At 72.2% G+C, this 26387-nt stretch carries 23 protein-coding genes; 3 read left to right on the forward strand and 20 right to left on the reverse strand.

Annotated elements, in window-relative coordinates:
• Positions 1-159: 159 nt before the first annotated feature.
• Positions 160-966, forward strand: coding sequence for an enoyl-CoA hydratase (locus tag HJG43_11295; protein ID UER55026.1), 807 nt, complete (start codon positions 160-162; stop codon positions 964-966).
• Here the strand turns inward: HJG43_11295 and HJG43_11300 are convergent.
• The 5 genes from HJG43_11300 to HJG43_11320 are packed head-to-tail and all read right to left on the reverse strand — an operon-like array spanning position 932 to position 4371.
• Positions 932-1522, reverse strand: a complete 591-nt coding sequence (locus HJG43_11300) for a DNA-3-methyladenine glycosylase I (GenBank protein UER55027.1) — start codon at positions 1520-1522, stop codon at positions 932-934. The genes HJG43_11295 and HJG43_11300 overlap by 35 nt on opposite strands.
• 4 nt (positions 1523-1526) lie before the next feature.
• The gene (locus tag HJG43_11305) at positions 1527-2024 is read right to left on the reverse strand and encodes an SRPBCC family protein (protein UER55028.1); all 498 of its coding nucleotides are present in this window, start codon (positions 2022-2024) and stop codon (positions 1527-1529) included.
• 3 nt (positions 2025-2027) lie between these two features.
• Positions 2028-2348 carry a DivIVA domain-containing protein gene (locus tag HJG43_11310; GenBank protein UER55029.1) on the reverse strand — a complete coding sequence of 107 codons (321 nt, stop codon included), beginning with the start codon at positions 2346-2348 and terminating at the stop codon, positions 2028-2030.
• A gap of 18 nt (positions 2349-2366) precedes the next feature.
• Entirely contained in the window at positions 2367-3224 is an 858-nt protein-coding gene (locus HJG43_11315) for a TIGR00730 family Rossman fold protein (GenBank protein ID UER55030.1), read from the reverse strand.
• A 10-nt stretch (positions 3225-3234) separates the two neighbouring features.
• Entirely contained in the window at positions 3235-4371 is a 1137-nt protein-coding gene (locus HJG43_11320) for a succinyl-diaminopimelate desuccinylase (protein ID UER55031.1), read from the reverse strand.
• 36 nt (positions 4372-4407) lie between these two features.
• Here HJG43_11320 and dapD point away from each other — a divergent pair, with 36 nt between their 5' ends.
• The gene (gene dapD / locus HJG43_11325) at positions 4408-5358 is read left to right on the forward strand and encodes a 2,3,4,5-tetrahydropyridine-2,6-dicarboxylate N-succinyltransferase (protein ID UER55032.1); all 951 of its coding nucleotides are present in this window, start codon (positions 4408-4410) and stop codon (positions 5356-5358) included.
• Between the two features lie 194 nt (positions 5359-5552).
• Here dapD and HJG43_11330 read toward each other — a convergent pair whose 3' ends face one another.
• The 3 genes from HJG43_11330 to HJG43_11340 form a co-directional block, all read right to left on the reverse strand.
• Positions 5553-6839, reverse strand: coding sequence for a citrate synthase (locus HJG43_11330; GenBank protein UER55033.1), 1287 nt, complete (start codon positions 6837-6839; stop codon positions 5553-5555).
• Between the two features lie 113 nt (positions 6840-6952).
• Positions 6953-8062, reverse strand: a complete 1110-nt coding sequence (dapC, locus tag HJG43_11335) for a succinyldiaminopimelate transaminase (protein UER55919.1) — start codon at positions 8060-8062, stop codon at positions 6953-6955.
• A gap of 2 nt (positions 8063-8064) precedes the next feature.
• Positions 8065-8391 (reverse strand): ferredoxin family protein, encoded by a 327-nt coding sequence (locus tag HJG43_11340; protein UER55034.1) that lies wholly within the window; start codon positions 8389-8391, stop codon positions 8065-8067.
• Positions 8392-8629: 238 nt separating this feature from the next.
• Between HJG43_11340 and HJG43_11345 the strand changes: the two genes are divergently transcribed.
• Positions 8630-10039, forward strand: coding sequence for a short-chain fatty acid transporter (locus HJG43_11345; GenBank protein UER55035.1), 1410 nt, complete (start codon positions 8630-8632; stop codon positions 10037-10039).
• 48 nt (positions 10040-10087) lie between these two features.
• Here HJG43_11345 and HJG43_11350 read toward each other — a convergent pair whose 3' ends face one another.
• From HJG43_11350 to HJG43_11405, 12 genes are all read right to left on the reverse strand, one after another.
• On the reverse strand, positions 10088-11800 hold the full coding sequence (locus HJG43_11350) for a hypothetical protein (GenBank protein ID UER55036.1): 1713 nt from the start codon (positions 11798-11800) through the stop codon (positions 10088-10090).
• A gap of 63 nt (positions 11801-11863) precedes the next feature.
• Entirely contained in the window at positions 11864-12388 is a 525-nt protein-coding gene (locus tag HJG43_11355) for a flavin reductase (protein UER55037.1), read from the reverse strand.
• Between the two features lie 23 nt (positions 12389-12411).
• Positions 12412-14358, reverse strand: a complete 1947-nt coding sequence (locus HJG43_11360; protein ID UER55920.1) for an AAA family ATPase — start codon at positions 14356-14358, stop codon at positions 12412-12414.
• Between the two features lie 106 nt (positions 14359-14464).
• Positions 14465-15418 carry an N-acetyl-1-D-myo-inositol-2-amino-2-deoxy-alpha-D-glucopyranoside deacetylase gene (mshB, locus tag HJG43_11365; GenBank protein ID UER55038.1) on the reverse strand — a complete coding sequence of 318 codons (954 nt, stop codon included), beginning with the start codon at positions 15416-15418 and terminating at the stop codon, positions 14465-14467.
• Between the two features lie 16 nt (positions 15419-15434).
• Complete coding sequence (gene typA / locus HJG43_11370) at positions 15435-17315, reverse strand: translational GTPase TypA (protein UER55039.1); 1881 nt, start codon at positions 17313-17315, stop codon at positions 15435-15437.
• A 67-nt stretch (positions 17316-17382) separates the two neighbouring features.
• Positions 17383-19026: a BCCT family transporter gene (locus HJG43_11375; protein UER55040.1), complete on the reverse strand. Its 1644-nt coding sequence runs from the start codon at positions 19024-19026 to the stop codon at positions 17383-17385.
• Between the two features lie 91 nt (positions 19027-19117).
• The gene (locus tag HJG43_11380; protein ID UER55921.1) at positions 19118-19543 is read right to left on the reverse strand and encodes a (deoxy)nucleoside triphosphate pyrophosphohydrolase; all 426 of its coding nucleotides are present in this window, start codon (positions 19541-19543) and stop codon (positions 19118-19120) included.
• A 40-nt stretch (positions 19544-19583) separates the two neighbouring features.
• Positions 19584-20642, reverse strand: a complete 1059-nt coding sequence (locus HJG43_11385) for a dipeptide ABC transporter ATP-binding protein (GenBank protein UER55041.1) — start codon at positions 20640-20642, stop codon at positions 19584-19586.
• Positions 20639-21742 (reverse strand): ABC transporter ATP-binding protein, encoded by a 1104-nt coding sequence (locus HJG43_11390; GenBank protein UER55042.1) that lies wholly within the window; start codon positions 21740-21742, stop codon positions 20639-20641. Before HJG43_11390 ends, HJG43_11385 begins: the two co-directional genes overlap by 4 nt.
• Positions 21742-22764, reverse strand: a complete 1023-nt coding sequence (locus HJG43_11395) for an ABC transporter permease (GenBank protein UER55043.1) — start codon at positions 22762-22764, stop codon at positions 21742-21744. The genes HJG43_11390 and HJG43_11395 overlap by 1 nt, the downstream gene beginning before the upstream one ends.
• A gap of 64 nt (positions 22765-22828) precedes the next feature.
• Complete coding sequence (locus tag HJG43_11400; GenBank protein ID UER55044.1) at positions 22829-24364, reverse strand: ABC transporter permease; 1536 nt, start codon at positions 24362-24364, stop codon at positions 22829-22831.
• Between the two features lie 201 nt (positions 24365-24565).
• Complete coding sequence (locus HJG43_11405; protein UER55045.1) at positions 24566-26344, reverse strand: ABC transporter family substrate-binding protein; 1779 nt, start codon at positions 26342-26344, stop codon at positions 24566-24568.
• Positions 26345-26387: the final 43 nt, after the last annotated feature.

Consider the following 26387-nt stretch of genomic DNA (forward strand, 5'->3'; position numbering starts at 1 on the left):
CTGCCACCGTTCGGGCGTGCGCCCACGGCACCGCGGGACGTGATCGTCGGCCATTATCGCCGGTCGGCGAGCGGTCGGGAAACCGGAGCGCGAGCGGTCGGGCACGACTCGGGCACGACTCGGGCAGGACTCGGGCAGGACTCGGGCAGGATGAGGCCCATGAGCGACGTCGGATACGACCTCACCGACGGTGTCGGGGCCATCACCCTGACCCGCCCGGAGGCGATGAACGCCCTCGACACCGCCACCAAGGTGGCGCTGCGCGACGCGGTCCGCGAGGCCGCCGAGGACGACGCGGTGCGCTGCGTGCTGCTGACCGGCACCGGTCGAGCCTTCTGCGTCGGCCAGGACCTGCGGGAGCACGCCGAGATGCTGCGTGTCGGCGACCCGGCACTGTGGCGCACCGTGACCGAGCACTACTCGCCGATCGCGCTGACCCTGGCCACGATGGACAAGCCCGTCGTCGCCGGCGTCAACGGTGTGGCAGCCGGTGCCGGTGCCGCCATCGCGATGGCCGCCGACCTGCGGATCGTCGCCGAGTCCGCCGGGTTCAACCTCGCCTTCGCCGGGATCGCGCTGTCCTGTGACACCGGGTCGTCGTGGTGGCTGCCCCGTCTCGTCGGGATGACTCGGGCCCGGGACCTGCTGCTGCGCCCACGGACGGTGCGAGCCCCGGAGGCGCTGGAGATCGGGCTGGCCACCGAGGTCGTCCCGGACGACGAGCTGGCCGACCGGGCCCGCGAGGTCGCCGCCCGGCTGGCGGCCGGCCCGACCGCCGCCTACGGAGCGATCCGGCGGGCGCTGGCGTTCTCCGCCACCCACGACCTCGAGGCGTCCCTGGTCCACGAGGCCGAGCACATGGCGGCCACCGGGGCCACCACCGACCACCGCGAGGCGGTCGAGGCGTTCCTCGCCAAGCGAGAGCCGGTGTTCACCGGAACGCGCAACCGGCCAGGTGGTCGTTGACGACTCCACAGGCCTGCATCGCCGCGTAGACGGTCGTCGGCCCGACGAGGACGAACCCGTGCCGGCGCAGCTCCGCGGCCAGCGCGGCGGACTCCGCCGTGCGGGCCGGCACGTCCGCGAGCCGGGACGGCGGCCGCCGGACGTCGTCCGCGTAGGACCACACGAGCGCGTCCAGCCCGCCGTCGACAGCGTCCCGCAGCTCGAGGACCGCGCGGGCGTTGCGGACGGCGGCGTCCACCTTGGCCCGGTTGCGGACGATGCCGGCGTCGGCGAGCAGGCGGGCCCGGTCCGCGTCACCGTAGCGGGCGACCCGCTCGGGGTCGAAGCCCTCGAAGGCGGCGCGGAAGGCCTCCCGCTTGCGCAGGATCGTCAGCCAGGACAGCCCGGACTGGAACGCCTCGAGGGTGATCCGCTCGTACAGCGCCCGCTCGCCGCGGACCGGCCGCCCCCACTCGGTGTCGTGGTAGGTGCGGTAGTCCTCGGCCGGCCCGGCCCAGCCGCACCGGGGCAGCCCGTCCGCGGGCACGACGAGGTCGTCGGTGCGCTGCTCGGCCACGGGGTCAGGAACCGTCGCCCCGGGACCTGACGTCCTCCTGGACGGCGTCCTGGGCCAGTCGGCGCAGCAGCGCGCCGAAGACGGCCCGGGAGGCGAGCCGGACGGCGGGCGCTGCCCAGCCGGTCCACGCGGTCGGCGCGATCTCGACGTCCTCGGTCCACACCATCCGGCAGCGCCGTGGTCCGAGCGGCAGGACGTCGAGGGCGGCCCAGCCGAGGACGACGCGGCCGCGCTTCTCCACGACGCAGCGGCCCGGGCGCCCGGGCTGGACGGCGTCGGCGTCGGTCGGGGGCCGCCACAGCACGACCTCCATCGGGTCGTCGACGGTCCAGGGCCCGAGCCGGGTCCGGCCGGTGAACCGGGTCCCGGTCCCGCCGGCGTCGTGAGTCACGACGACGTCCGTGAACGGCACGGAGGCGCCGTGGCGCGGCCAGTCGGTGGCAACCTGCCAGACCCTTCCAGCCGGGGCGGGGACGTCACGGCGCAGGACGACGGTGGCCACGGCTCAGCCCTGCTCGCTCGGCGGGCTGGCCGCGCGCAGGGCGGCCAGCTGCTCCTCGCAACGGGCCCGCTCGACGTCCCGGCGGACCAGCTCCTCGCGCAGCCGCTCGAGGACGGCGTCGACCTCGTCCATCCGGTAGCCGCGCAGGGCCGGGGCGAAGGTGACCTCGTCGAGGTCCGCGGCACTGAGCGGGCCCTCGGGCAACGGCTCCCGGTACGGCCGGCTGGTCACCGGCTCCTCCAGCCCACCGCGGATGCGCCCGGCGGCCAGCGCGGCGACGACGCCGACGAGCACGACGGCGAGCAGCAGCAGAGCGAGGCTCACCGGGCGATCGTGCCACGGTCAGCTGGGCGCGGAGTCGCCAGCATCCTGCTCGAGGCGGCGCAGCGCGCTCAGCTCGGCCTCCCGCTGCTCGCGGGCCCGGGTTCGCTCGACGTGAGCCGAGCGGATGATCTCGACGGCCTCCTCGACGTCGTCCGTGACAGTGACGAGGTCGAGGTCGGCCTCGGCGACGGCGCCGTAGCCGTGCACGGTCTCCCGCAGCCAGTGGAGCAGCCCCTGCCAGTACCCGGACCCGAGGAGCACGATGGGGAACTGGGTGACCTTCTGGGTCTGCACGAGGGTCAGGGCCTCGAACAGCTCGTCGAAGGTGCCGAACCCGCCGGGCAGGACGACGAACCCCTCGGCGTACTTGACGAACATCGTCTTGCGGGCGAAGAAGTAACGGAAGTTGACGCCGATGTCGACCCAGTCGTTCATCCCGTGCTCGAACGGCAGCTCGATGCCCAGGCCGACGGACACCCCGCCGACCTCGCACGCGCCGCGGTTGGCCGCCTCCATCGCCCCGGGGCCGCCGCCGGTGACGACGGCGTAGCCGGCGCGGGCGAGCTCGGCGCCGACCCGCACGCCGAGCTCGTAGTGCGGGTGGTCGCGAGGGGTCCGGGCGGACCCGAACACGCTGACCGCCGGCCCGAGCTCGGCCAGCGCGCTGAACCCCTCGACGAACTCGCTCTGGATCCGCATCACCCGCCACGGGTCGGTGTGCAGCCAGTCGGAACGGCCGCGGCTGTCGAGCAGCCGCTGGTCCGTCGTGCTGCGGGGGACCTGCCCGCGCCGCAGGGTGACCGGGCCCATCGGGTAGCCGGGCGTCTCGTCGTCCGGGCGGGGTGCCTCGGCGGGGCGGGGTGTCTCGGCGGCCATACCGGTCACGCTAGACGGCGCCGGCCAGCCATGCGCGCAGGGCGTCGCGGGCGGCGACGATCTGGACGGCCGGGCAGCGCTCGTCGTCGCGGTGGGCCAGCAACGGGTCACCGGGGCCGAAGTTCACCGCCGGGACACCCATCGCCGAGAACCGGGCGACGTCGGTCCACCCGTGCTTGGGCTGCGGCTCGCGCCCGATGGCGGCGACGAAGGCGGCCGCAGCCGGGTGGTCCAGGCCGGGCCGGGCCCCGGGACTGCAGTCGGTGACGGTGACCTCGAACCCCTCGAAGAGGGCGCGCAGGTGCTCCTCCGCCTCCTGCGGCGTGCGGCTCGGCGCGAACCGGTAGTTGACGGTGACGACGCACTCGTCCGGGACGACGTTGCCGGCCACACCGCCGCGGATGCCGACCGCGCCGAGGCTCTCCCGGTAGCGCAGGCCGTCGACGTCGACCTCCTGCGCCTGGTAGGCCCGGAGCCGCTCCAGGACGGCGGCCGCGCGGTGCACGGCGTTGTCCCCCATCCAGGCCCGGGCCGAGTGGGCGGCGACACCGGTGACCCGCACCTCGACCCGGATGGTGCCGTTGCAGCCGCCTTCGACGGTGCCGTCCGTCGGCTCGCAGAGCACGGCGAAGTCCCCGGCGAGCCAGTCGGGGTGGTCGCGGGCGAGCCGGCCGAGGCCGTTGCGCTCCGCCTCGACCTCCTCGCAGTCGTAGAACACCCAGGTGACGTCGCGCACCGGGTCGGTGACGTCCGCCGCGACCGCGAGCTGGACGGCGACGCCGCCCTTCATGTCGACCGTTCCGCGACCGTGGACGACGAGCTCGTCACCGGCACCGGTGGTCCACGTGGGCAGGTTACGCCGGCCGTCGAGGGTGGCCACCGGGACGGTGTCGAGGTGGCCGGCGACGACGACCCGCTCCGGGCGACCGAGGGAGGTGCGGGCGACGACGGCGTTCCCGTCGCGGAGCACCTCGAGGTGGCTCAGTGCGCGCAGGGCCCGTTCCACGGCGTCGGCGAGCGTGGCCTCGTGCCCGCTCACCGACTCGATGTCGCACAGCGAGCGGGTGAGGTCCACGACGTCCCCGTGCAGGTCGAGGTCGTGGTGCACGGCGAGGTCGGCGTGCGGCGGCGCGGGCTGGCCCGTCATGCCCGCGACCCTAGCCCGGCCCTACGCTTGCCGCCCATGAGCCGCACTGCCTGGGGACACGGCCTGGCGACGACGACGGACGACGGGACGGTGCTCGACACCTGGTACCCCTCGCCTGCGCTCGGCGAGCCCGAGGCGGCCGGCCCGTTCGAGGTCCCGGCCGACCTCGCGGCGCTCGAGGGCCACGACCCGCACCGGCGGGTGCGGACCACCGTCGTGCGCACCGTCATCGACCTGGACGCCGCACCCGCCGACGCGAGCGACGCCTACCTGCGGCTGCACCTGCTGTCCGCCCGGCTGGTCCGCCCGCACGGGCTCAACCTCGACGGCCTCTTCGGCGTCCTGGCGAACGTCCTGTGGACCAGCCACGGCCCCTGTGCGCCGGCGGACTTCGAGGCGACCCGGCTGCGCCTGACAGCGGCCACCAGGACCAGGGTGCAGGTCCACGGAGTCGACAAGTTCCCGCGGATGACGGACTACGTCGTGCCCTCCGGCGTCCGGATCGCCGACGCCGACCGGGTCCGCCTCGGCGCTCACCTCGCCGAAGGCACCACCGTCATGCACGAGGGTTTCGTGAACTTCAACGCCGGCACGCTGGGGACGTCGATGGTCGAGGGCCGGATCTCCGCGGGCGTCGTCGTCGGGGACGGCACGGACGTCGGCGGCGGCGCGTCCATCATGGGCACCCTGTCCGGCGGCGGCACGGAGGTGATCTCCGTGGGGGCCCGGTGCCTGCTCGGCGCGAACAGCGGCATCGGCATCTCCCTCGGTGACGACTGCGTCGTCGAGGCGGGGTGCTACGTCACCGCCGGCTCGAAGGTGCTCCTGCACGACGGTGGCGGCGGGCAGCCGCGGACGGTCCGGGCTGCCGAGCTGTCCGGCTCCTCCGGGCTGCAGCTGTGGCGCAACTCCCTGACCGGCGCCCTCGAGGCGCGGCCCCGCGCCGGCCGGCGGGTGGAGCTGAACCCGGCCCTGCACGCCAACTGAGGGAGACGGCACCCCGCCAAGGCACTCCCCCCACCACAGAATGCTGGATTCAGCACCACATCGTCGGCGTGTCGCGCCAACAACCCAGCATTCTGCACGTGGGGGGTGGGCGCCCAAGGGTGGCGGGATTGCATGATCACGGAGGGGGCGGGTGGTGGGGTTGGGCAAGACTCGGCGCGAAGGCCTGGCAGGGCTCAGCGCTGGGACATCGGCACGTAGTCCCGCTCGGTCTCCCCGACGTAGACCTGCCGCGGACGGCCGATCTTCGTCTGCTTGTCGCTGATCATCTCGCGCCACTGTGCGATCCAGCCGGGCAGCCGGCCCAGGGCGAACAGCACGGTGAACATCGGCGTCGGGAAGCCCATCGCCTTGTAGATGAGCCCGGTGTAGAAGTCGACGTTCGGGTAGAGCTTGCGCTCGATGAAGTACTCGTCGTGGAGCGCGATCTCCTCGAGCCGCATCGCGATGTCGAGCAGCTCGTCGTTGCCGCCGAGGTTGCGCAGGACCTCGTCCGCCGTCTTCTTGATGATCGCCGCGCGCGGGTCGTAGTTCTTGTACACCCGGTGCCCGAAGCCCATGAGCCGGACGCCCTGCTCCTTGTTCTTCACCTTCGTCATGAAGGTGTCGACGTCGTCGTCGGAGTCCCGGATGTTCTGCAGCATCTCGAGCACCGCCTGGTTGGCCCCCCCGTGCAGCGGGCCGAACAGGGCGTTGATGCCGGCGGAGACCGACGCGAACAGGTTGGCCTGGCTGGACCCGACGAGCCGGACGGTGGACGTGGAGCAGTTCTGCTCGTGGTCGGCGTGCAGGACGAACAGCAGGTCGAGGGCCCTGGCCATCGTCTCGTCGACCTCGTACTCCTCCGCAGGCAGGCCGAAGGTCATCCGCAGGAAGTTCTCCACCAGGCCCAGGGAGTTGTCCGGGTAGAGGAACGGCTGGCCGACGCTCTTCTTGTACGCGTACGCAGCGATCGTCGGCAGCTTCGCGAGCAGCCGGACCGTGCTGATCTCGACGTGCTCGGGATCGAACGGGTTGAGCGAGTCCTGGTAGAAGGTCGACAGCGCACTGACCGCCGAGGACAGCACCGGCATCGGGTGCGCGTCCCGCGGGAAGCCGGCGAAGAAGCCCTTGAGGTCCTCGTGCAGCATCGTGTGCCGGCGGATCCGGTCCTCGAAGTCCTCGAGCTCGCTGCGGGTCGGCAGGTGGCCGTAGATGAGCAGGTAGCTGACCTCGGTGAACGTCGACTTCTCGGCGAGCTGCTCGATCGGGTAGCCGCGGTAGCGCAGGACGCCCGCGTCGCCGTCGATGTAGGTGATCGCGGACTCGCACGACGCGGTGTTGACGAAGCCCGGGTCCAGGGTCACCAGGCCGGTCTGCTTGAGCAGCGACGACACGTCGATGCCGTCGTTGCCGTCGGTGGCGGAGACGGTCGGGAGCTCAAGCTCACCGCCGGGGTGCTGCAGCTTCACGGCGTCGGACATCGGGCGGTCTCCTCGCGGTGGCTCGGTAGCGGTTCCGGTGCGCGACGTCGTGGTGGGACGTCGTCGGCCTGCGCCGACGCTACCCGCCGGATTCAGCCCGCCGCCAACCGGGGTCAAGGGCTGGTCAAACGCTCCGCGGCCGCCGCGACCCGCTCGTCCGCGGCGGTCAGCGCGACCCGTACGTGCCGGGCGCCGCTCGGGCCGTAGAACGTCCCCGGCGCGACGAGCACGCCCCGCGCGGCGAGCCAGCCGACGGACGCCCAGGCGTCCTCGTCCCGGGTGGCCCACAGGTAGAGGCCCGCCTCGGAGTCGTCCACGCGGAACCCCGCCCGCTCCAGGGCCGGCAGCAGCAGCGCCCGCCGGGTCCGGTAGCGCTCCTTCTGACGCCGCACGGACGCGTCGTCGCCGAGTGCGGCGACCATGGCCGCCTGCACCGGGGCGGGCACGATCATCCCGGCGTGCCGGCGGATCTCGAGCAGCCGTCGGACGATCGCCGGGTCGCCGGCGACGAAGCCGGCCCGGTAGCCGGCCAGGTTCGACTGCTTGGACAGCGAGTACACGACGAGCAGGCCCTCGACCGACCCGCCGGTGACCCGGGGATCGAGCAGGCTCGGCACGACCTCGCGGTCATAGGGCGGGGTCCACCCCAGCTCGGCGTAGCACTCGTCGCTGGCGACCACGACGCCGCGGGCGCGGGCCCACTCGACGACCTTGGCGAGGTGGTCGACGCCGAGCACGCGGCCGGTCGGGTTGGACGGGGTGTTGAGCCACATCAGCTGGACCCGTCGTGGTCCGATCCGGGCGGTGCCGTCAGCGGGAAGCGCGGTGGCGCCGGCGAGCCGGGCGCCCACGTCGTAGGTCGGGTAGGCGACCTCCGGGTGGACGACGACGTCTCCGGGACCCAGGCCGAGGAGAGTGGGCAGCCACGCGACGAGCTCCTTGGAGCCGATCGTCGGCAGCACGCCGTCCGGGTCCAGCGCCGGTACCCGGCGCCGCCGGGTGAACCAGTCGCTCACCGCCTCCCGCAGTTGCGGCGTCCCCCAGGTCTGCGGGTACCCGGGGGCGTCCGCGGCCTCCCGAAGCGCCTCGCGGACGACGTCCGGGGTGGGGTCGACGGGCGTGCCGACGGACAGGTCGACGACGCCGTCCGGGTGCGCGCGCGCCGTCCGCCCGAACGGGACGAGGGCGTCCCACGGGAAGTCAGGGAGGGTGCGCGGCCCGATGGTCAGGCGCCCTGGCCCTGCGGCGGCAGGGCCGCGATGATCGGGTGGTCCTTGGGGATGACACCGAGCTTGGCAGCACCACCGGGCGAGCCGAGGTCGTCGAAGAACTCCACGTTGGCCTTGTAGTACTCCGCCCACTGCTCGGGGACGTCGTCCTCGTAGTAGATCGCCTCGACCGGGCACACCGGCTCGCAGGCCCCGCAGTCGACGCACTCGTCGGGGTGGATGTACAGCGAGCGCTCACCCTCGTAGATGCAGTCGACCGGGCACTCCTCGACGCAGGCTCGGTCCTTGACGTCGACGCACGGCTGGGCGATCACGTAGGTCACGGCAGTCCTCCTCGCGGGCCTGGCGGCCGCTCCGGTGCTCAGCGCCCCGGCTGTCCGGCCGGGGAACCCGTCCAGTATCCCCGACGGGGCCGCTCCCGTCGTGCCCCGGGGGGCGGTGTCGTCGGTCGTCGCCCGCCGGACGGCGAGACGCGACGCCGCCGGACGGCTCCGGCCTTCCGCTACCGGCCGGTAGCAATCATGCTCCCTGTCGTTTCCGCCGGAACCGGGAGGACTTGTCATGCTTCGGACGTTGTCGCGGCCTCTGGTGGCCGGTGTGGAGCGCTGGTTGCCGAGCGCGCTGGTGTTCGCGGTGGTCCTCACCGGCGTCGTCGCCGTGCTCGCCCTCGCTCTCACCGACGCAGCCCCGGTAGAGGTCCTGCGGGGGTGGGGCGACGGCCTGACCGGACTGCTCGCCTTCATGACCCAGATGGCGCTGATCCTGCTGCTCGGCTACACGCTGGCGAACACCCGTCAGGTGGGCCGGCTCCTGGTCCGGGCCGGCTCGCTGCCCCGCACCCCGGTACAGGCGTATGCAGGGGTCACCCTGGCCGCGGCCCTCGGCTCCCTGATCTCCTGGGGGCTCGGGCTGGTGGTCGGCGCGCTGCTGGCTAAGGAGGTGGCCCGCCAGGGTCGGGCCCGCGGGATGCGGTTGCACTTCCCGCTGCTGGTGGCCTGCGGGTACGCCGGCTACGTGGTCTGGCACATGGGTTACTCCGGCTCGGGGCCGCTGGCGGCCGCCACCCCGGGCTCGTTCGTCGAGGAGCAGATCGGCCGGACGATCCCGGTGACCGAGACGATCTTCGCGCCGTGGAACCTCGTCGCGATCGTGGTCACCGTGGTGGTCGTGGTGGCCGCGATGGCGTCGCTGCGCCCGCGGGCCGAGGACGACGTCGTCGAGCTGCCGGCGGACGCCGACGAACCGGCCACGACCGGGTCGGCCAAGTCCACAGCCGGGTCACCGGCCGCGTCGTCGACCGGGTCGGTCACCGCCGCGACGGCCGACGCCGCCACCCCGCTGACCCCCGCGGACCGGGTGGACCGCTCCCGGGTGATCACGACGGCGGCCGGCCTGGCCCTGGCTGCCTACCTCGTCGCGTACTTCGCCCAGGAGGGCTTCGCGCTGACCCTGGACATCGTCAACTGGACCTTCCTGGCCGCGATCCTGCTGCTGGTGCGCTCACCGGTGGAGCTCGGAGCGCTCGTGGCGGACGCAGCTCGCAACGTCGGGGACATCCTCCTGCAGTTCCCGCTGTACGCCGGGATCCTCGGGATCATGACGACGAGCGGGCTGATCACCGTGTTCAGCGACTTCTTCGTCGACCTGGCCTCCCCGACCACGCTGGGGCTGTGGGCGTTCCTGTCCGGGGGGCTGGTCAACATGTTCATCCCCAGCGGCGGCGGGCAGTTCGCCGTCCAGGCGCCGGTCTTCCTGCAGGCGGCCGAGCAGCTCGGCGTGGCACCCGAGGTGGTAGTGATGGGCATCGCCTACGGGGACCAGTGGACCAACATGATCCAACCGTTCTGGGCTCTTCCGGTTCTCGCCATCGCCCGGCTCGGGATCCGCGACATCCTCGGTTACACGACGATCGCCCTGCTCGTCACCGGGGTGGTGTTCGCCGGCACGATGCTGCTCGTCGGGGCGGGCTGACGCGCTCCACCAGGGGCCCTGCGCCAGGTCCGCCGGGGCCGGGTCGGGTCACTCCGACGGGACCGGCTCGCAGACGACCTCGTCCTGCGGGACGTACCGGGTCCGGAACTCCTCGGTGCGCTGCACGACGCCGTCCCTGACGAGCTCACGGGTGACGGTGACGTCGAACCCGGGCGCCGGGGACTGGGGCACGCAGTCCTCGTCGGTGATGACGATGCGCTCGGGCTCGGTGACGTTGCGCCGCTCGGACTTCGTGGCCCGCACCTCGTCCCACACCTTGGTCCCCCAGAACCGGGTGTGCACCCGCCCGCCGGCGACCCAGGCCTCGATGAGCACCCCGGTCGAGGTGTTGTTGCGGAACTTCAGGTCGATGTTCGGCCAGTTGACCGTCGCCTCGCGGCCCTCGGGGTAGCGGGAGATGTAGAACGAGTGCGTCTTGTGCTCGACGTCCTCGAGACCGGCGAAGAACATCCCGTTGAACAGGGTCGTCGCGACCTGCGACACTCCGCCACCGGTCGCCTCTGCGAGCCGGCCGTTGATGATGACCCCGGCCTCGTTGTAGCCCTTGGCGGCGGTGCGCTGCCCCAGGGTGCCGTTGAGGCTGAACGTCTCCCCGGGCAGCAGGAGGGTGCCGTTCACCGTCGACGTGGCGATGCGCAGGTTCTCGGTGCGAGCCGCGTCGGGCGGGTGCGGCGTGGAGAACTCGGAGATGACCTCGGTGACACCGAGCGCCTCGACCTCGGCAGTCGTGACGTCAGGCTCGGCGGGCACGAGCTCGACGGTGGCGGTGCGCTCCGGCGTCGGCAGGGCGGCGAGCGCGGCCTCGGCCAGACCCTCCGGGTCCAGCGTCGTGCCCGGGACGGCGGGGACGACGACGGGGGCGCCGTCCTCGATCCGGATGCTCGCGTCCTGGGCCGGAGTGACCAGGTCGCCGTCGGCGCCGAGCACCGCAGCGGCCAGCACCTCGCCGTCCACCTGCGGCTCCAGCCGCCCGTCGACGGGCACCATGCTCAGTGCCGGCGTGACCGCGCTGGGTTCGAGCCGCACCGACCGGTCCCCGGCGAGGACGGTCAGCGGGCCGGCCGTTGCAGGCACGGCGAAGGAGCTCATCGCCTCAGCAACGGCGTCGGAGCCCACCTGCGGGTCGGTGACCTCGGCCGGCAGCTCGAGCGGTCGGGGACCGTCGAGCCAGGAGGTGGCCAGGACGTCGGCCGCGCCGTCCCGGTCCAGCACCCGGCCCTGCTGGGCCTGGGTCGCCTCGGCCACCCCGTCGGCGAAGGTGACTGCGCCCTCGACGACCTCGGCGTCGACCTCGGCCGCGAGCGCGTCGACACTCGCCTGCAGGGCGGCCTCGTCAACGACCGTCTGCGGTTCGACGCTGCTGTCACCGGCTACGTGCCGCCACATCTGCCGGGGGTCGAGGGTGAAGCCGACGAGCCGGTCGACGGTGCCCTCCAGGTCGGCCTGCAGCCCGGCGCGGGCCGGGTCGACGGCAGTCTCCGCGGTGCCGACGCGCACAGGGACCGGTGCGGTGAGCTCGTCGTGCAGGCGGGTGGTGAGCCGCTCGACGGCGGTGTCCCGGGACATGTGCCCGATCTGGACGCCGGCGACCTCCACCCCGGCCGGAACCCGCCCGGAGAGCGCCCAGGCGGCCGCCCCGTACGAGACCGCGAGCACGACGAGCACGCCGAGCAGCACCCAGGGCCAGGACCGCGGCCGCCTCCCGGCGGCAGGCACCGTTCGGCTCTCGTCGGTGATCACACGGGCAATGGTAAAGGGACGGTCATCCGGCAGTCCGCGCGGCGCCACCGCAGGGCACGGTGGTCACCGCAGGGCACGGTAGGAGCTGCGGTGGTACACGAGCGGCCCGTGCCCGTCCGCGGCCAGACCGACGTCCAGTACCTCGCCCACGACGATGACGTGGTCCCCGGCGGTGTGCGCCGCCGTGGTGCGGCACTCCAGCGTGGCCAGCGACGTGTCGACGAGGGCGACTCCAGTGGCCGGTCCGCGGTGGTGCGGGACGGGGTCGAGCTGGCCGACCAGCGGCCGGCCCGGGGTCGCCAGCCACTCCGCGGTGCCGCGACCCCGCTCGTCGAGCACGCTGACTCCCCACACGCCCGAGTCCAGGACGGCGTCGTGGAACCGGGAGTCCTGCTCGACGCAGACAAGCACGAGCAGCGGGTCCAGCGACACCGAGGTGAAGGCGTTCGCGGTCATCGCATGGTCCTGGGCCCCGGCGAAGGTGGACACGACGCACACCCCGGTCACGAAACGGCCGACGGCCCGGCGGAACTCCGCGACGTCGACGTCACTCGGCCCCGGGCTCGGGGCAGCGGTCGGGTCAGCCACCCGGTCAGCGTACGCGCGGCCGTTCAGCCGGCCGCCGGACGTCCCTGCGGCTCCCGCAGGTCGATGACCTCCGGCGCCGGTTCGCCCTCCACAGCGGCGACCGCGGCGGCGGCGTCCCGCAGCACGTCGGTGATCTCGTGCCCGATGAGCTCGTGCCGCTCCACGAGCGCGTCCCGCAGGGCCGCGACGAGGTGGTGGTTCTGCTCGAGCAGCTCGCGCACGTGCTGCTTCTGGTCGTGCAGCAGCTCCTCGACCATCCGGCGGCCGCCGGCGTCGCCGAGCACCCGGGCGACGAGGTTGGCCCCGGACAGGCCGCTGGTCTCGATGGCGGCGAACGACACCAGTGTGTCGCACATGCCGGCCGCGCCCACCATCTGCGCGGCGACGTTCGTGGCGTAGTGCAGGTCACCGCTGGGGCCGGTGGACACGTCCCCGAAGAACAGCTCCTCGGCGACCTGCCCGCCGAAGGCGATCCGGATCAGGGCGAGCAGCTCGCTGCGCGAGCGGGTGTAGACGTCCTCGGTGTCCCCGTGGGCGAGCAGACCGAGCGCACCGGCCCGCTTGACGATGGTGAGGATCTCCAGGCGGCGGTGCGGGGCCAGCAGGTGCGCCACGGTGGCGTGCCCGGCCTCGTGCGTGGCGATCAGCCGGGTCTCGTGCTCGGTGTAGCCGACGGGCTGCCCGAGGCCGACCTCCACCACGAGCCGGGCGTGCTCGATGTCGGTCCAGCTCATCGTCGCGGCGCCCCGGCGGACGGCGTTCACGAGCGCCTCGTCGAGGAGGTGCTCGATCATCACCGGGCTGTACCCCTGGGTCACCCCGGCGAGGGCGTCGCGCCGCTCGTCGGTGTCGAGCTCGGCCTCGTGCGCCTTGCGGGTGAGGAAGTGGTCGACGATCTCCCGGCGGCCGCGCTTGTCGGGCAGGTCGAAGGTGAGCCGGCGGTCGAACCGCCCCGGACGCAGCAGCGCGGGATCGAGGCTGTCGGCCCGGTTCGTCGCGGCGATGATCATGACGTCGACCGGCTCGGTCCGGGGCCGGCGGACCTGGCGAGCGGCGGGGAGCAGGAGGTTGACCGCGTCGGTTGCCCGGCCCCGGACCTTCTGCCACCCGGTCGGCTCGTCGAAGGACTGCATCTGGACGAGCAGCTCGTTGACGACTCCGCCGACGCCCTCGCTGACGGCCCGGTGGACCAGGGTGCCGGCGGGCAGGCTGCCGAGAGCCAGGGTCCCGGCCGGCAGACCGAGCGAGGGCAGCCCCTCCAGGCCACCGCAACCCGGCGTCACCGACAGCTGCCTGACCGCGGGACTGAGCCCGGCGGGGGCGGGGACGGCGCTCATCCCCCCTCGGACGGTGGCGATGGCGTCGATCTCCTCGATGAACCCGATGGCGCCGCCCTCGGTCCGGGCCGCCTTGCGCAGCGCCTTGAAGTACGACCGGATCTTGCGGGCGGTGGCGCCGTAGTACATGGACTGGAACGAGGTGCCGGACACGAACAGGAACGGCACCCCGGCCTCGGCAGCCATCGCCTTGGCCATGTGCGTCTTGCCGGTGCCGGGCGGTCCCTCGAACAGCAGGCCCCGCCGCGGCGTGCCGCCCATGTCGCGGCGGAAGGTGCGCCCGGCGAGGAACAGGTCGAGCGAGCGCTGGACGTCCTCCTTGACCGGGGCGAGCCCCTTGACGTCGTCCATCCGGACGTCGATCTGCTCGGGCCGGTAGGTGACGTGCGGTGAGCGGCCGGCGACGACCGTGGTGCTGAGCAGGACGACGATGAGGACGACGAAGAACAGCCCCGCCATGAGGTACAGCGGGTCGATCGCAGGCAGCCGGGGGGCCCCGACCGGGTCGCCGGTCAGCAGCCGCCACCACAACCAGATGGCGAAGGGGGACAGCAGGACGGCGATCCGCAGCAGGCGGCGCTGCCGGTTGCGCTCCCGGACGCGGCCGACGTCGGCGCGCTCACGCAGCGGCAGGGGCGGGGCAGCAGCGTCGACGGGCACGACCAGCCTCCAGGCCGACTCAGAGGGATGTGAGGCCAACTCAGACGGATGTGCCAGGCATACCCCCCGTGCCGCGCGGTCACACGCCAGCGTCGCCCGTCCGGCCTAAGCCCGTCACTGACGGTGGCGGCACCTCGGTCCCGGCGAACAGGTCGCTCTCCCGGCCGTCTGGCCGAGCCGGGTCGGGTGCCGCGACGCCCCGGACGAGGCGGAACCACTCGGTGCCGGTGAGCGGGCGGCCGATCCCGTTGCTCAGCGCGAGGAAACCGCCCTCCAGGATGACCTGGGTCGCGTGGGCCCGCAGTGCCTGGGTCTTGGTGGGCAGGTGGTCGTCGGCCTCGATGACGGTCGTCACCTCGGCGTCCGGGACGACGACCGACGGCAACGGTCCGTCCGGGTCCGGAGCGGTGAACGGGTTGACCGGTTGGGTCCGGCGCAGCGTCGCGCGGACGACGGACTCGGGCTCGACCACCTCGTACACCTTGGCGACCTGCCACGGCGCCCCACCAGGTCCGGGTGCGGCGGCCAGGTCCACGGCCCGCACGGTGACCCGGTGGGCCTGGACGTGGTCGGGGTGGCCGTACCCGCCGTCCGGCTCGTAGCTGACCACGACCTGCGGCCGGACCCGCCGCAGGAGCCGCGCCAGGTGCCGGGCCGCCGCGTCGACGTCCGCGCGGGCGAAGGCGTCTGGACCGGTGTCCGGGGCGGCGACCGCCTGCCCGCCGGCCCCCCACGCCATCCCGCTGTCCTCGTACCGGACGCCGGCGTCTGCGCCGAGGAAGAGGTGCTCGGTGACACCGAGCACCCGTGCCGCCTCGGCGAGCTCGCCGGTGCGGTGCGCTGCCAGCGCCGGGCCGTCGCCCTGGAGGGCGGCCAGCGCGGGCGGGATGACCTCGCCCCGTTCGCCGCGGGTGCACGTGACCAGGGTGACCTCGACGCCCTCGGCGGCGTACCGGGCGATGGTCGCCCCGGTCGAGATCGACTCGTCGTCCGGGTGGGCGTGCACGAGCAGCAGGCGGCGGGTGCTGGTCACCGGTGCCCCGCGGAGGTCATCCCCGCCGGGCCCGCGCCCGGGCCTTGTCGCGCTGGGTGGCGTCCAGGACGACCTTGCGGACCCGGATCGCGTCCGCGGTGACCTCGACGCACTCGTCCTCGCGGCAGAACTCCAGCGACTGCTCGAGGGAGAGCACCCGTGGCGGCACGAGCCGCTCCAGCTCGTCGGCGTTGGAGCGCACGTTCGTGAGCTTCTTCTCCTTGGTGACGTTGACGTCCATGTCGTCGGCGCGGGAGTTCTCCCCGACGACCATGCCCTCGTACACCTCGGTGCCCGGGCCGACGAACAGGCTGCCCCGCTCCTGCAGGTTGAGGATCGCGTAGGACGTGGCGAACCCGGCACGGTCGGCCACGAGCGAGCCGCTGCGGCGGGTGCGCAGCTCGCCGGACCACGGCTCGTAGCCCTCGAAGACGTGGTGGGCGATACCGGTGCCGCGGGTCTCGGTGAGGAACTCGGTGCGGAACCCGATGAGACCTCGGGACGGCACCCGGAACTCCATCCGGACCCAGCCGGTCCCGTGGTTCACCATGTGCTCCATCCGGCCCTTGCGGCCGGCGAGCAGCTGGGTGACGGCGCCGAGGTACTCCTCGGGACAGTCGACGGTGAGGTGCTCGACGGGCTCGTGCACCCGGCCGTCGATCTCGCGGGTGACGACCTCCGGCTTGCCCACGGTGAGCTCGAAGCCCTCCCGGCGCATGGTCTCGACGAGGATCGCCAGGGCGAGCTCGCCGCGGCCCTGCACCTCCCAGGTGTCGGGTCGCTCGGTGGGCAGGACCCGCAGCGAGACGTTGCCGACGAGCTCGCGGTCCAGGCGGTCCTTGACGAGCCGCGCAGTGACCTTGGCGCCCTTGGTCCGCCCCGCGAGCGGAGAGGTGTTCGTGCCGATGGTCATCGAGATCGCCGGCTCGTCGACGGTGATGAGCGGCAGCGGCACCGGGTGCTCGGGGTCGGCGAGCGTCTCCCCGATGGTGATCTCCGGGATGCCGGCGAGCGCGATGATGTCGCCGGGTCCGGCGCTGTCGGCGGGGACCCGGTCCAGTGCCTCGGTGAGCATGAGCTCGGTGACCTTCACCCGCTCGACGGACCCGTCCCGGCGGCACCAGGCGACCTGCTGACCCTTGTGGATCCTGCCGGCGTGCACCCGGCACAGCGCGAGCCGGCCGAGGAACGGCGAGGCGTCGAGGTTCGTCACGTGCGCCTGCAGGGGGGCGTCCTCCTCGTACTCGAACGCCGGCACCGTCTCCAGGATGGTGCGGAACAGCGGCTCGAGGTCCTCGCTGTCGGGCAGCTCGCCGTCCGCGGGACGCTCGAGACTGGCCCGGCCGGCCTTGGCGGAGGCGTACACGACGGGGAACTCCAGGGCCTGGTCGTCGCCCTCGTCCATGAGGTCGAGGAACAGCTCGTAGACCTCGTCGACCACCTCGGCGATGCGGGCGTCCGGCCGGTCGACCTTGTTGATGACGACGATGACGGGCAGGTGCGCGAGGAGAGCCTTGCGCAGGACGAACCGGGTCTGCGGCAGCGGCCCCTCGCTGGCGTCGACGAGCAGGGCGATGGCGTCGACCATCGACAGGCCGCGCTCGACCTCACCACCGAAGTCGGCGTGACCGGGGGTGTCGATGATGTTGATCGTGACGCCGTCCGGGGCTCCCGCGGCAGCCGCCGCCGGTCCGCGGTACCGGACGGCGGTGTTCTTGGCGAGGATGGTGATCCCCTTCTCCCGCTCCAGGTCCCCGGAGTCCATCGCCCGCTCCTGGACGTGCTGGTGCTCGCCGAAGGCGCCGGACTGCCAGAGCATGGCGTCGACGAGGGTGGTCTTGCCGTGGTCGACGTGGGCGACGATGGCGACGTTGCGCAGATCGGTGCGGAGCGGCATACGGGAGGACTCGTTCCGGTCGGGAAGGGGTGCTCACGCAGGCTAACGGGTGCGCACCGCCAGCACGCTAACGACGGTCCGCGGGGGCGCCGTCGCTGAGCCGGGTGGTGACGTGCTGGGTGACCGTCTCCAGGTGCAGCGCCTGCTCCCGGCGCAGCCGGGCGTGGTGCTCCCGGTGGAAGGCGCGCACGGTGGCCACCGCCATCGCGACCATGACGAGGCTGAACGGCAGCGCGGTGATCACCGCCGCGGTCTGCAGCGCCCCCAGCCCACCGGCTCCGACGACGAGCAGGGCGGCCGCGACCGCTCCCTCGAGCACCGCCCACATCACCCGGCTCCACGTCGGCGGGTCGATGTCACCGCCGGAGGCGAGCATGTCGACGACGAGCGAGCCGGAGTCCGAGGAGGTGACGAAGAACGTCACGATGAGGAGGATCACCAGGCCCATGACGACGGACCCGCCCGGCAGGCCGTCGAGCAGCGTGAACAGCGAGGACTCGGTACCGACCGAGCCGTCCTCGCCGACGAGTCCGCCGCCGCCGAACAGCTCCCGGTACAGGGCGCTGCCGCCGAGGACGGAGAACCACAGGAAGGTGATGAGCGTCGGGACGAGCAGGACGCCGGCGACGAACTCACGGACGGTGCGCCCGCGGGAGATCCGGGCGATGAACACCCCGACGAAGGGTGCCCAGGAGATCCACCAGCCCCAGTAGAACGTCGTCCAGGCTGCCTGCCAGACCTCGCCCTCCTCACCGCGGTAGGCGCTGACGTCGAAGGTCAGCCGCAGCACGTTGGTGAGGTAGTCCCCGAAGTTCTGCACGAACTCTCGCAGCAGGAACAGCGTCGGCCCGGCGAGCAGGACGAACAGCAGGACGACCCCGGCCAGGCCCATGTTGACGTTCGAGAGCCACTTGATCCCGCGACCGACGCCACTGACCACGGAGGCCACCGCGACCGCCGTGATGACGACGATGAGCAGCGACTGCAGCCCGACGGACCCGGAACCGCCCTCGACCAGGCCGGTGAAGTCGAGCCCGGCGGCGATCTGGGCGACGCCGAAGCCCAGCGAGGTGGCCACCCCGAAGAGCGTGCCGACGATCGCGGTGATGTCGATGAGGTCACCGAGCCAGCCCTTGACCCGGTCGCCGAGCAGCGGCTCGAGCGCCCAGCGGATGGACACCGGGCGGCCGCGGCGGTGCACCGCGTAGGCGATGGCCAGCCCGGCGACGACGTAGATGGCCCACGCGTGGACGCCCCAGTGCACGTACGTCTGGGTCATCGCCTGGCGGGCGGCGGCGACCTCCCCGCCCTCGAACCCCGGCCGGGGCGAGGCGTAGTGGTTGAGCGGCTCGGCGACGCCCCAGAACACCAGGCCGATGCCCATCCCGGCGGAGAACAGCATCGCGAACCAGGAGCGGACGCCGAACTCGGGCGCCTCGTCGTCGCGGCCGAGCCGGATGTCGCCGTACCGGCTGAAGCCCATCCACAGCGAGAACGCGACGAAGGCGGCGATGAGCAGGACGTAGTACCAGCCCAGGGTGTCGATGATGCCGCCCTGCACGGCGCCGATCCCGGCACTGGCGGCCTCGGGAGCGACGACCGCGAACAGGACGAACGCGCCGATGACGGCGAGGGAGGGGTAGAAGACGCGGGGGGCCAGCGAGGGGCCTCGACGGCGGGACCCCGGGGGGGTGGCCGTGGCGGACGCCATCAGGGGACCTCCTGGGTCGCGGGGATCGGTGGTCGCCGGTCGTCGACCCTGCCGCACCTCGTCGACGGTGGCAAACGGGCGACGTCCGCCCTCAGCGGCGGAGGGTGAGCCGGCACACGGTGCGGACGACGGGGACGTCGGCGGGCAGCCAGCGGACGGCGTCCACCGCGTCCGCCAGGTCGAGCCACAGCAACCGGTCGTGGTCCTGGAGGGTGGCCGGCTCGCCGTCGAGCACCTGCGCCGTCCAGACCCGCAGCAGCGCCGACGGAGGCAGCGCCCAGTCCCCGCCGTCCGGAGGCGCCACCTGCTGGCCCAGGCGGACGGTGACACCGAGCTCCTCGCGCAGCTCGCGGTGCAGGGCCTGGTCCGGGTCCTCCCCGGGGTCCACCTTGCCGCCCGGCAGCTCCCAGCCGCCGGCCAGCCGGGGTGGGGCGGTGCGCCGGGCGGCGAGCAGCCGGGTCGGCCGGGTGAGGTCGTCGAGGATCGCGGCGCCGACGACGAGCACCCCGGCCCGCAGCGGCGGGTCGGTGATCACCACGCCACTGTAGGCGGGGCGCTCACACGACGTTCGAGTCCACCTCCGCGAAGTGGCAGGCCACCCGCTGCTCACCGCCGCGCTGGACCAGCGCCGGTTCCTGCGTCGCGCAGATGTCCTGCGCCTTCCAGCACCGGGTGCGGAACCGGCAGCCGGACGGCGGGTTCAGCGGGCTGGGCACGTCGCCGGTGAGGATCACCCGCTCGCGGCGGCGCTCCTCCTGCGGGTCGGCGGTCGGCGCCGCCGACAGCAGCGCCTGGGTGTACGGGTGCATCGGCCGTTCGTAGATGTCGTCCCGGTCACCGATCTCGACGATCTTGCCCAGGTACATGACCGCGACCCGGTCGGAGATGTGCCGCACGACCGACAGGTCGTGGGCGATGAACATGTAGGCGAGGCCGAGCTGGTCCTGCAGGTCCTCCAGCAGGTTCACCACGCCCGCCTGGACGGAGACGTCGAGGGCGGAGACCGGCTCGTCGAGGACGAGCATCCGCGGCTCGAGGGCCAGCGCCCGGGCGATGCCGATGCGCTGGCGCTGGCCGCCGGAGAACTCGTGCGGGTAGCGGTTGCCGTGCTCGGGGTTGAGGCCGACGAGCTCGAGGAGCTCGGCCACCCTGGCCTTGCCCTGCTTGTCGTTGTCCCACCGGCCGTGGATGCGCAGCGGCTCGCCGACGATGTCGTTGACCGGCATCTTCGGGTTGAGCGAGGCGTACGGGTCCTGGAAGACGATCTGCAGCTCCTTGCGGACCGCCCGCATCTCCTTCGCGCCGAGGCCGACGAGCTCGGTGCCGTTGTAGCGCACGGACCCCGAGGTGGGTGTGTGCAGCTGGAGCACCGCCCGGCCGGTGGTCGACTTGCCGCAGCCGGACTCGCCGACGACGCCGAGGGTCTCCCCGGCGTCCACGTGGAAGGTCACCCCGGAGACGGCCTGCACCCAGCCGACGGTGCGCCGCAGCAGGCCGCCGCCCTTGACCGGGAAGTTCATCACCAGGTCCCGGACGTCGAGCAGGTGGTCCCGGTCGGGGTCGGCGCCGGCCGCCTGCGGGGAGGTGCCCGTGGTCTCCTGGACCGGAGTGCTCATCGCTGCGCCTCGCTCTCGGTGCGGAAGAAGGCGGTCGGGTCCTCGGCCTCGGCCATCTGGTCCCAGTGGTGGCAGGCGGCCGCGTGGTCGTGGTCGTCGGTCGGCGCCAGCGGTGGCTCGACCTCGCGGCAGATGTCGGTCGCCAGCGGGCAGCGCGGCTGGAAGGGGCAGCCGGACGGCAGGTTGATCAGCGACGGCGGGGCGCCCTTGATCGGGCGCAGCCGTTCGCTGTCGCCCTCCAGGGAGGGGATGGAGCCGAGCAGCCCGCCGGTGTACGGCATCCGCGGCCGGTAGAAGATGTCGTCCGTGCTGCCGAGCTCGACCGAGCGGCCGGCGTACATGACGAGCACCCGGTGGGCCATCCCGGCGACGACGCCGAGGTCGTGGGTGATGAGCACGATGGCCGCGTTGACGGCGTCCTTGACCTCGATGAGCTTCTCGAGGATCTGCGCCTGCACGGTGACGTCGAGCGCGGTCGTCGGCTCGTCAGCGATGATCACGTCAGGGTTGTTGATCACCGCCATCGCGATCATCGCGCGCTGGCGCATGCCGCCGGAGAACTCGTGCGGGTAGTTGCGCAGCCGCTGCTTCGGCTGCGGGATCCCGACGAGGTCGAGCATCTCCTCGGCGCGGCGCAGGGCGGCCTTCTTCGACACCACCTCGTGCGAGCGCACCGCCTCAGCGAGCTGGTCACCGACGCTGTACACGGGGTTGAGCGCCGTCATGGGGTCCTGGAAGATCATCGCGATCTTCCGGCCCCGCAGGGCCCGCTGCTGCTTGGGCGACATCTGCAGGACGTCGTCCCCCCGGAACAGGATGCGGCCGGTGATCTGCGCGGACTTCGGCAGCAGGCCCATGACCGCCATCGAGGACACGGACTTGCCGGAGCCGGACTCGCCGACGATGCCGAGCACCTCCCGCTCGCGCAGCGAGTAGGAGACGCCGCGGACGGCCTTGACGACGCCGTCCTCGGTGGGGAACGACACCGACAGGTCCTCGACCCGCAGCAGCTCGTTCTCCGTGGGCGGGCGGATCGCCGAGGAGGTGCGGGACAGGTGGGCCACGCCGCTGCCCAGGGGGGTCTCGTAGGAGTCGGTCATCAGGCACGCACCCTGGTCTGTCGAGGATCGAAGGCGTCCCGCAGGCCGTCGCCGATGAAGTTCACCGACAGGGCGATGAGGACGATGAACACGCCGGGCCACCAGAACAGCCAGGGCCGGGTGGTGAACGCGGTCTGGTACTCGCTGATGAGCAGGCCGAGGGAGGTGTCGGGGGGCCGGACGCCGAAGCCGAGGTAGCTCAGCGCGGTCTCCAGCAGGATCGCCGAGGCGACCGTCAGGGTCGCGTTGACGATGATGACGCCGAGGGTGTTGGGCATGATGTGCCGGAAGATGATCCGCCTGCTGCTCGCCCCCATGGCGCGGGCGGCCTCGACGAACTCCTTCTCCCGCAGGGACAGGAACTCCCCGCGGACGAGGCGGGCGAGCGACGTCCAGACGATGAGTCCCAGCACGGTGGCGAAGACGTACAGCCCCAGCTCGCCGAACCGGCGCCCGAGGACCGCGGCGATGACCAGCGTCGGGATCGTGATCATGACGTCGGTGAACCGCATGAGCAGCGACTCGACCCAGCCCCGGAAGAACCCGGCGACCGCTCCGATGACGGAGCCGACGATGGTGGCGACGATGCCGACGACGATGGCCACCGTGATCGAGCGCTGCGCTCCCCGCATCGTCAGGGCGAAGTAGTCCTTGCCGACGTTGTCCTGCCCGAAGGGGTACTCCCCGATCGACACGCCGTCACCGTCGAGCCAGGGGACGAGGTCGAGGGTCGGCCGTCCGCCGTCCACGACCGGCGCGGTGCTGATGTAGTCCTTGTCCCACCAGCCGGGGATGCCGGCGAAGCCGATGGAGGTGTACGCGAGCAGCAGGACGAAGGCCAGCATGACCATGCCGACGAGGGCGCCACGGTGGCGGAGGAACCGCCGTCGCACGAGCTCGCCCTGGGAGCGGGCCTTGATCTGCAGACCGCTCGCGTCGTCGCGGGAGGTCCGCCGCGCGGCGCCGTCCTCGACGGTGACCGCCCGCTCGTCGGGGACGTTCTGTCCCGGTTCTTGTGCCATCAGGGGGTTTCCCTCTGTCGTCGGACCGGGTCTGGTGACCCGGTCAACCGGCTCGGACTAGGGCTCAGCTGAGCCGGATCCTCGGGTCGAGGAAGGCGTAGGTGATGTCGGCGATGAGGTTGAACACGACGACCGCGGTGCCGACGACGAGGAAGAAGCCCATCACCGGCGCCGGGTCCACGGCGTTGAGGCCGGTGAGGAACATGTTGCCCATTCCCCGCCAGCCGAACACGGTCTCGGTGATCACCGCGCCACCGAGCACGCTCGCGAAGTCGAAGGCCATCAACGTCGTCACCGGGATGAGGGCGTTGCGGAAGGCGTGCCGCATCACCACGGTGCGCTCGGTGAGCCCCTTGGAGCGCGCCGTCCGGACGTAGTCCTGGTTCATCACCTCGAGCATGCTGGCCCGGGTGTACCGCGTGTAGGTGGCGAACGAGATGAGGATCAGCGCCAGGCTGGGCAGGACGATGTGCGTGGCCGAGTCCAGGAACGTCTCCCAGAACGTGCCGTCGAAGTTGGGGGTGTTGGACCCGATGGTGGCGATCGGACGGCCACCGAGGCGGGCGGCGTAGTCCGGGAAGACCCGCAGCAGGTGGTCGACGAACCCGAGGACGCCGACGACGAACGCGACGAGCACCGAGGTCCGCACGGCCTGGTCGCGGTCCAGCCCGCCGAGCAACCAGCCGACGCCACCGGCCAGGGCCAGGTTCACCACCATGACGCCGAGCAGCAGCGGCCACGTCGGGTCCTCGAGCATGGGCAGGGTGACCAGGTAGACGACGAAAGCGACTCCGCCGGCCGCCATGCCGGCGTACAGCACCGACCGGCGCTGGAGCCCGGCGGCGAGAGCGGTGAGCCCCACCGCCACCGCGACGGACAGCACGAGCATGACCGGGACGCCGAGCGACGGCTGGGCGAACCAGCGGACCGCGGACAGGTACGCCAGCAGGGCTCCGGTCCCGACGGCGGCGACGCCGAAGACGGTGAGCCGGCGTCGCCACTGCCGGCCGCCGAGCAGGGCGGTCCAGAACAGGCCGCTCAGCACCGAGAGACCCACCAGCCAGGACGGGGCGATCACCGGGTCACCGAGCCAGGTGTTGAGCTCGATGGCGCCGTACTCCTTGAGCAGGATCGCCACCCAGAAGATGGGCAGGGAGAAGAAGAGGAACGACACCAGGGTGATCGAGTAGTCGAACGCGGTGTACTGGCGCAGCGCGGAGACGATGCCGATGGTGACGCCGGTGATGATCGCCAGCAGGGTGGCGGCCACGACGAGCTGGAGCGTGGCGCTGAGCGCCTGGCCGAGCAGGGCCTCGACGTCCTGGCCCTGGATGTTGGTGCCGAGGGTCCCGTCGGCGAACGGCACGAGGTAGCCCAGCACCCCGACGAGCCAGGTCAGGTACCGCTGCGGGATCGGCTGGTCGAGGTTGAGCACCTCGGCGCGGGCAGCCATCCGGGCCTCGCGGTCGGCGACGTTCTGGATGCCGTACAGGTCCTCGAACGGGTCGCCGGACAGGGAGACCAGCGTGTACATGATGAACGTCGCCACGAGGAGCACGAAGAAGGAGACGATCAGCCTCCGCACGATGAAGACGACCACGCGTTCCTCCTGGTCGTGACGCCCGGGAGCGGGCGACGCAGGTCCGGCCCGGGGTGACGGGCGCTGCCAAGGGTGCGGCCCGCCGGTGGGCGGGCGCTGCGGACAGAGCGTACGAGGTGACTCAGACCGTAGGACAGGGGGCCGGGAGACTGGGCTCCCGGCCCCCTGTCACTGGTCGGTGACGACCGTACTACGGCTGCGTCAGCCGGCGGTGGTGTCCCACTCGTGCATGTTCCAGGTGACCTGGGTCTGCGACGGCTGGAACTTCACGCCCGAGACGTCGCTGGAGTGCGCCACGACACCCGGGAAGGCGAACAGCGGGATCGTCGCCAGGTCCTCCCACAGGATCGTCTCGATCTGCTTGATCAGCTCCAGCTGGGCGTCGGGGTCCGGGGTCGTGTTGAGCTCGGCGATGAGCGCGTCGACCTCGGGGTTGGAGTACTTGCCGTTGTTGTTGCCGCCACCGGTCTCGAAGGTGGAGGAGGAGCCGGTGACCAGCGGCGAGCCCGCCCACGCGAACAGGGCCACGTCGAAGTTACCCGCTGCCAGGCCGTTGCCGAAGAAGTCCTCCTGGCCGGCGTCCTGGATGTCGAAGCCCGCCTCGTTGCACGAGGAGCGGATGAGGTCGACCGCGTTGGTACGACGCTGGTTCGGCGTCTGGTAGCCGATCCGGACCGTCGTGCCGGTGAGGTCGTTCTCCTCGAGGATGGTGCGGGCCTCCTCGACGTTCGCCTCGTCGTAGCCGCCCGGGTACGAGGAGCTCACGACGTCCTCGTAGTTCGGGCCGAACGGGAACTCGTACCGCGAGTTCATCACCACGGCGTTGGCGTTCACCGGCTTGATCAGGTTGTCGACGATCAGCTGGCGCGGGACGCACAGGGCGAACGCGCGACGCAGGTTCTCGTCGGCCATGGCGCCGGCGAAGTTCGGGTCGAGGTGCTCGTAGGTGTACTCGTCACCCTGGAGGATCGTCACCTGGTCGCCGAGACCCTCGAGCTGGGAGACGACGTCGGGGTTCGGCTGCGGCTCGGCCACCTGGATCTCACCGTTGGCGAGCGCCTGGGCCTGGCCCTCCTGCGGGATGAAGCGGATGACGATGTTCTTGACCTTGGGCGGGGTGCCCCACCAGTTCTCGTTGGCGGTGAGGGTCAGCGACTGGCCGGCCTGCCACGAGTCCAGCTTGTAGGGGCCCGCGGACGGGGTGATGGCCGGGTCGATCTCGCCCGGGTTGAACACCCAGCCGGTGTTGTAGAACTCGGCGGCGGCGGCCAGGGCCTCCTGGTCGTCGTTCTGGATGGCGTCGATGAGGTCGATGCCACCGGCCTGCTCCTCCACGACGTGCGCAGGCATGATGAGGCTGCCGCCGTAGTTCCCCTGCCAGTCGGCGAACGGCTCGTCGTAGACGACCTCGATCTCCTTGTCGCCGTCGGCGCACTGCGGCTTCTGCTGGATGTCGTAGCCGGTGGTGGCGGCGGTGGAGAACAGCAGTCCCTCCTCGCCGGTGTCCGGGTCGGTCTCACCGGTCGTGTAGGTCCCGGAGTTGGCGGCCCAGACGAGCAGGAAGTCGTCGCAGTCGATCGGCTCGCCGTCGGACCAGACGGCCTCGTCGGCGAAGGTGTAGCGGACCGTCATCGGGTCCTCGGAGACGAGCTCGTAGGTGCCGAACTCGGTGTCCGGGGTGACGGAGCCGTCCTCACCGAAGAACCAGAAGCCCCGCAGGACCTGGTTGAGGACGACGGTGTTCTTGACCGCGTTCTCCTCGGCGGTGTTGTTGTTGTAGGAGCCGAACTCCTGCTCGTGCGCCACGGTGATCGTGGCGTCCTTCGTCTCGCCGCTGGCACCGGTGTCGCCGTCGGTGGCGGTCTCGGTGGCCTCGGTGTCGGTGCCGGTGTCGCCGTCGTCGGTGGCGCAGGCGGAGAGCGCCAGCGATCCGCCGACCAGCAGCGCCAGGAACTTGGCGCCCTTGCGCGATGTGCTCAAGGTGTGGGTCCTCCCTCGTGAAGTCGCACGTGACCGGCCCGGG

Source organism: Kineosporiaceae bacterium SCSIO 59966 (assembly GCA_020881835.1).
GTDB lineage: Bacteria > Actinomycetota > Actinomycetes > Actinomycetales > SCSIO-59966 > SCSIO-59966.

What these genes read in the sequence shown, in the direction of transcription:
- HJG43_11295 (UER55026.1), top strand. Translation starts at nt 160, where the DNA reads ATGAGCGACGTCGGATACGACCTCACCGACGGTGTCGGGGCCATCACC.
- HJG43_11315 (UER55030.1), bottom strand. Translation starts at nt 3,224, where the DNA reads ATGGCCGCCGAGACACCCCGCCCCGCCGAGGCACCCCGCCCGGACGAC.
- HJG43_11320 (UER55031.1), bottom strand. Translation starts at nt 4,371, where the DNA reads ATGACGGGCCAGCCCGCGCCGCCGCACGCCGACCTCGCCGTGCACCAC.
- dapD (UER55032.1), top strand. Translation starts at nt 4,408, where the DNA reads ATGAGCCGCACTGCCTGGGGACACGGCCTGGCGACGACGACGGACGAC.
- HJG43_11330 (UER55033.1), bottom strand. Translation starts at nt 6,839, where the DNA reads ATGTCCGACGCCGTGAAGCTGCAGCACCCCGGCGGTGAGCTTGAGCTC.
- HJG43_11345 (UER55035.1), top strand. Translation starts at nt 8,630, where the DNA reads ATGCTTCGGACGTTGTCGCGGCCTCTGGTGGCCGGTGTGGAGCGCTGG.
- typA (UER55039.1), bottom strand. Translation starts at nt 17,315, where the DNA reads ATGCCGCTCCGCACCGATCTGCGCAACGTCGCCATCGTCGCCCACGTC.
- HJG43_11375 (UER55040.1), bottom strand. Translation starts at nt 19,026, where the DNA reads ATGGCGTCCGCCACGGCCACCCCCCCGGGGTCCCGCCGTCGAGGCCCC.
- HJG43_11385 (UER55041.1), bottom strand. Translation starts at nt 20,642, where the DNA reads ATGAGCACTCCGGTCCAGGAGACCACGGGCACCTCCCCGCAGGCGGCC.
- HJG43_11390 (UER55042.1), bottom strand. Translation starts at nt 21,742, where the DNA reads ATGACCGACTCCTACGAGACCCCCCTGGGCAGCGGCGTGGCCCACCTG.
- HJG43_11395 (UER55043.1), bottom strand. Translation starts at nt 22,764, where the DNA reads ATGGCACAAGAACCGGGACAGAACGTCCCCGACGAGCGGGCGGTCACC.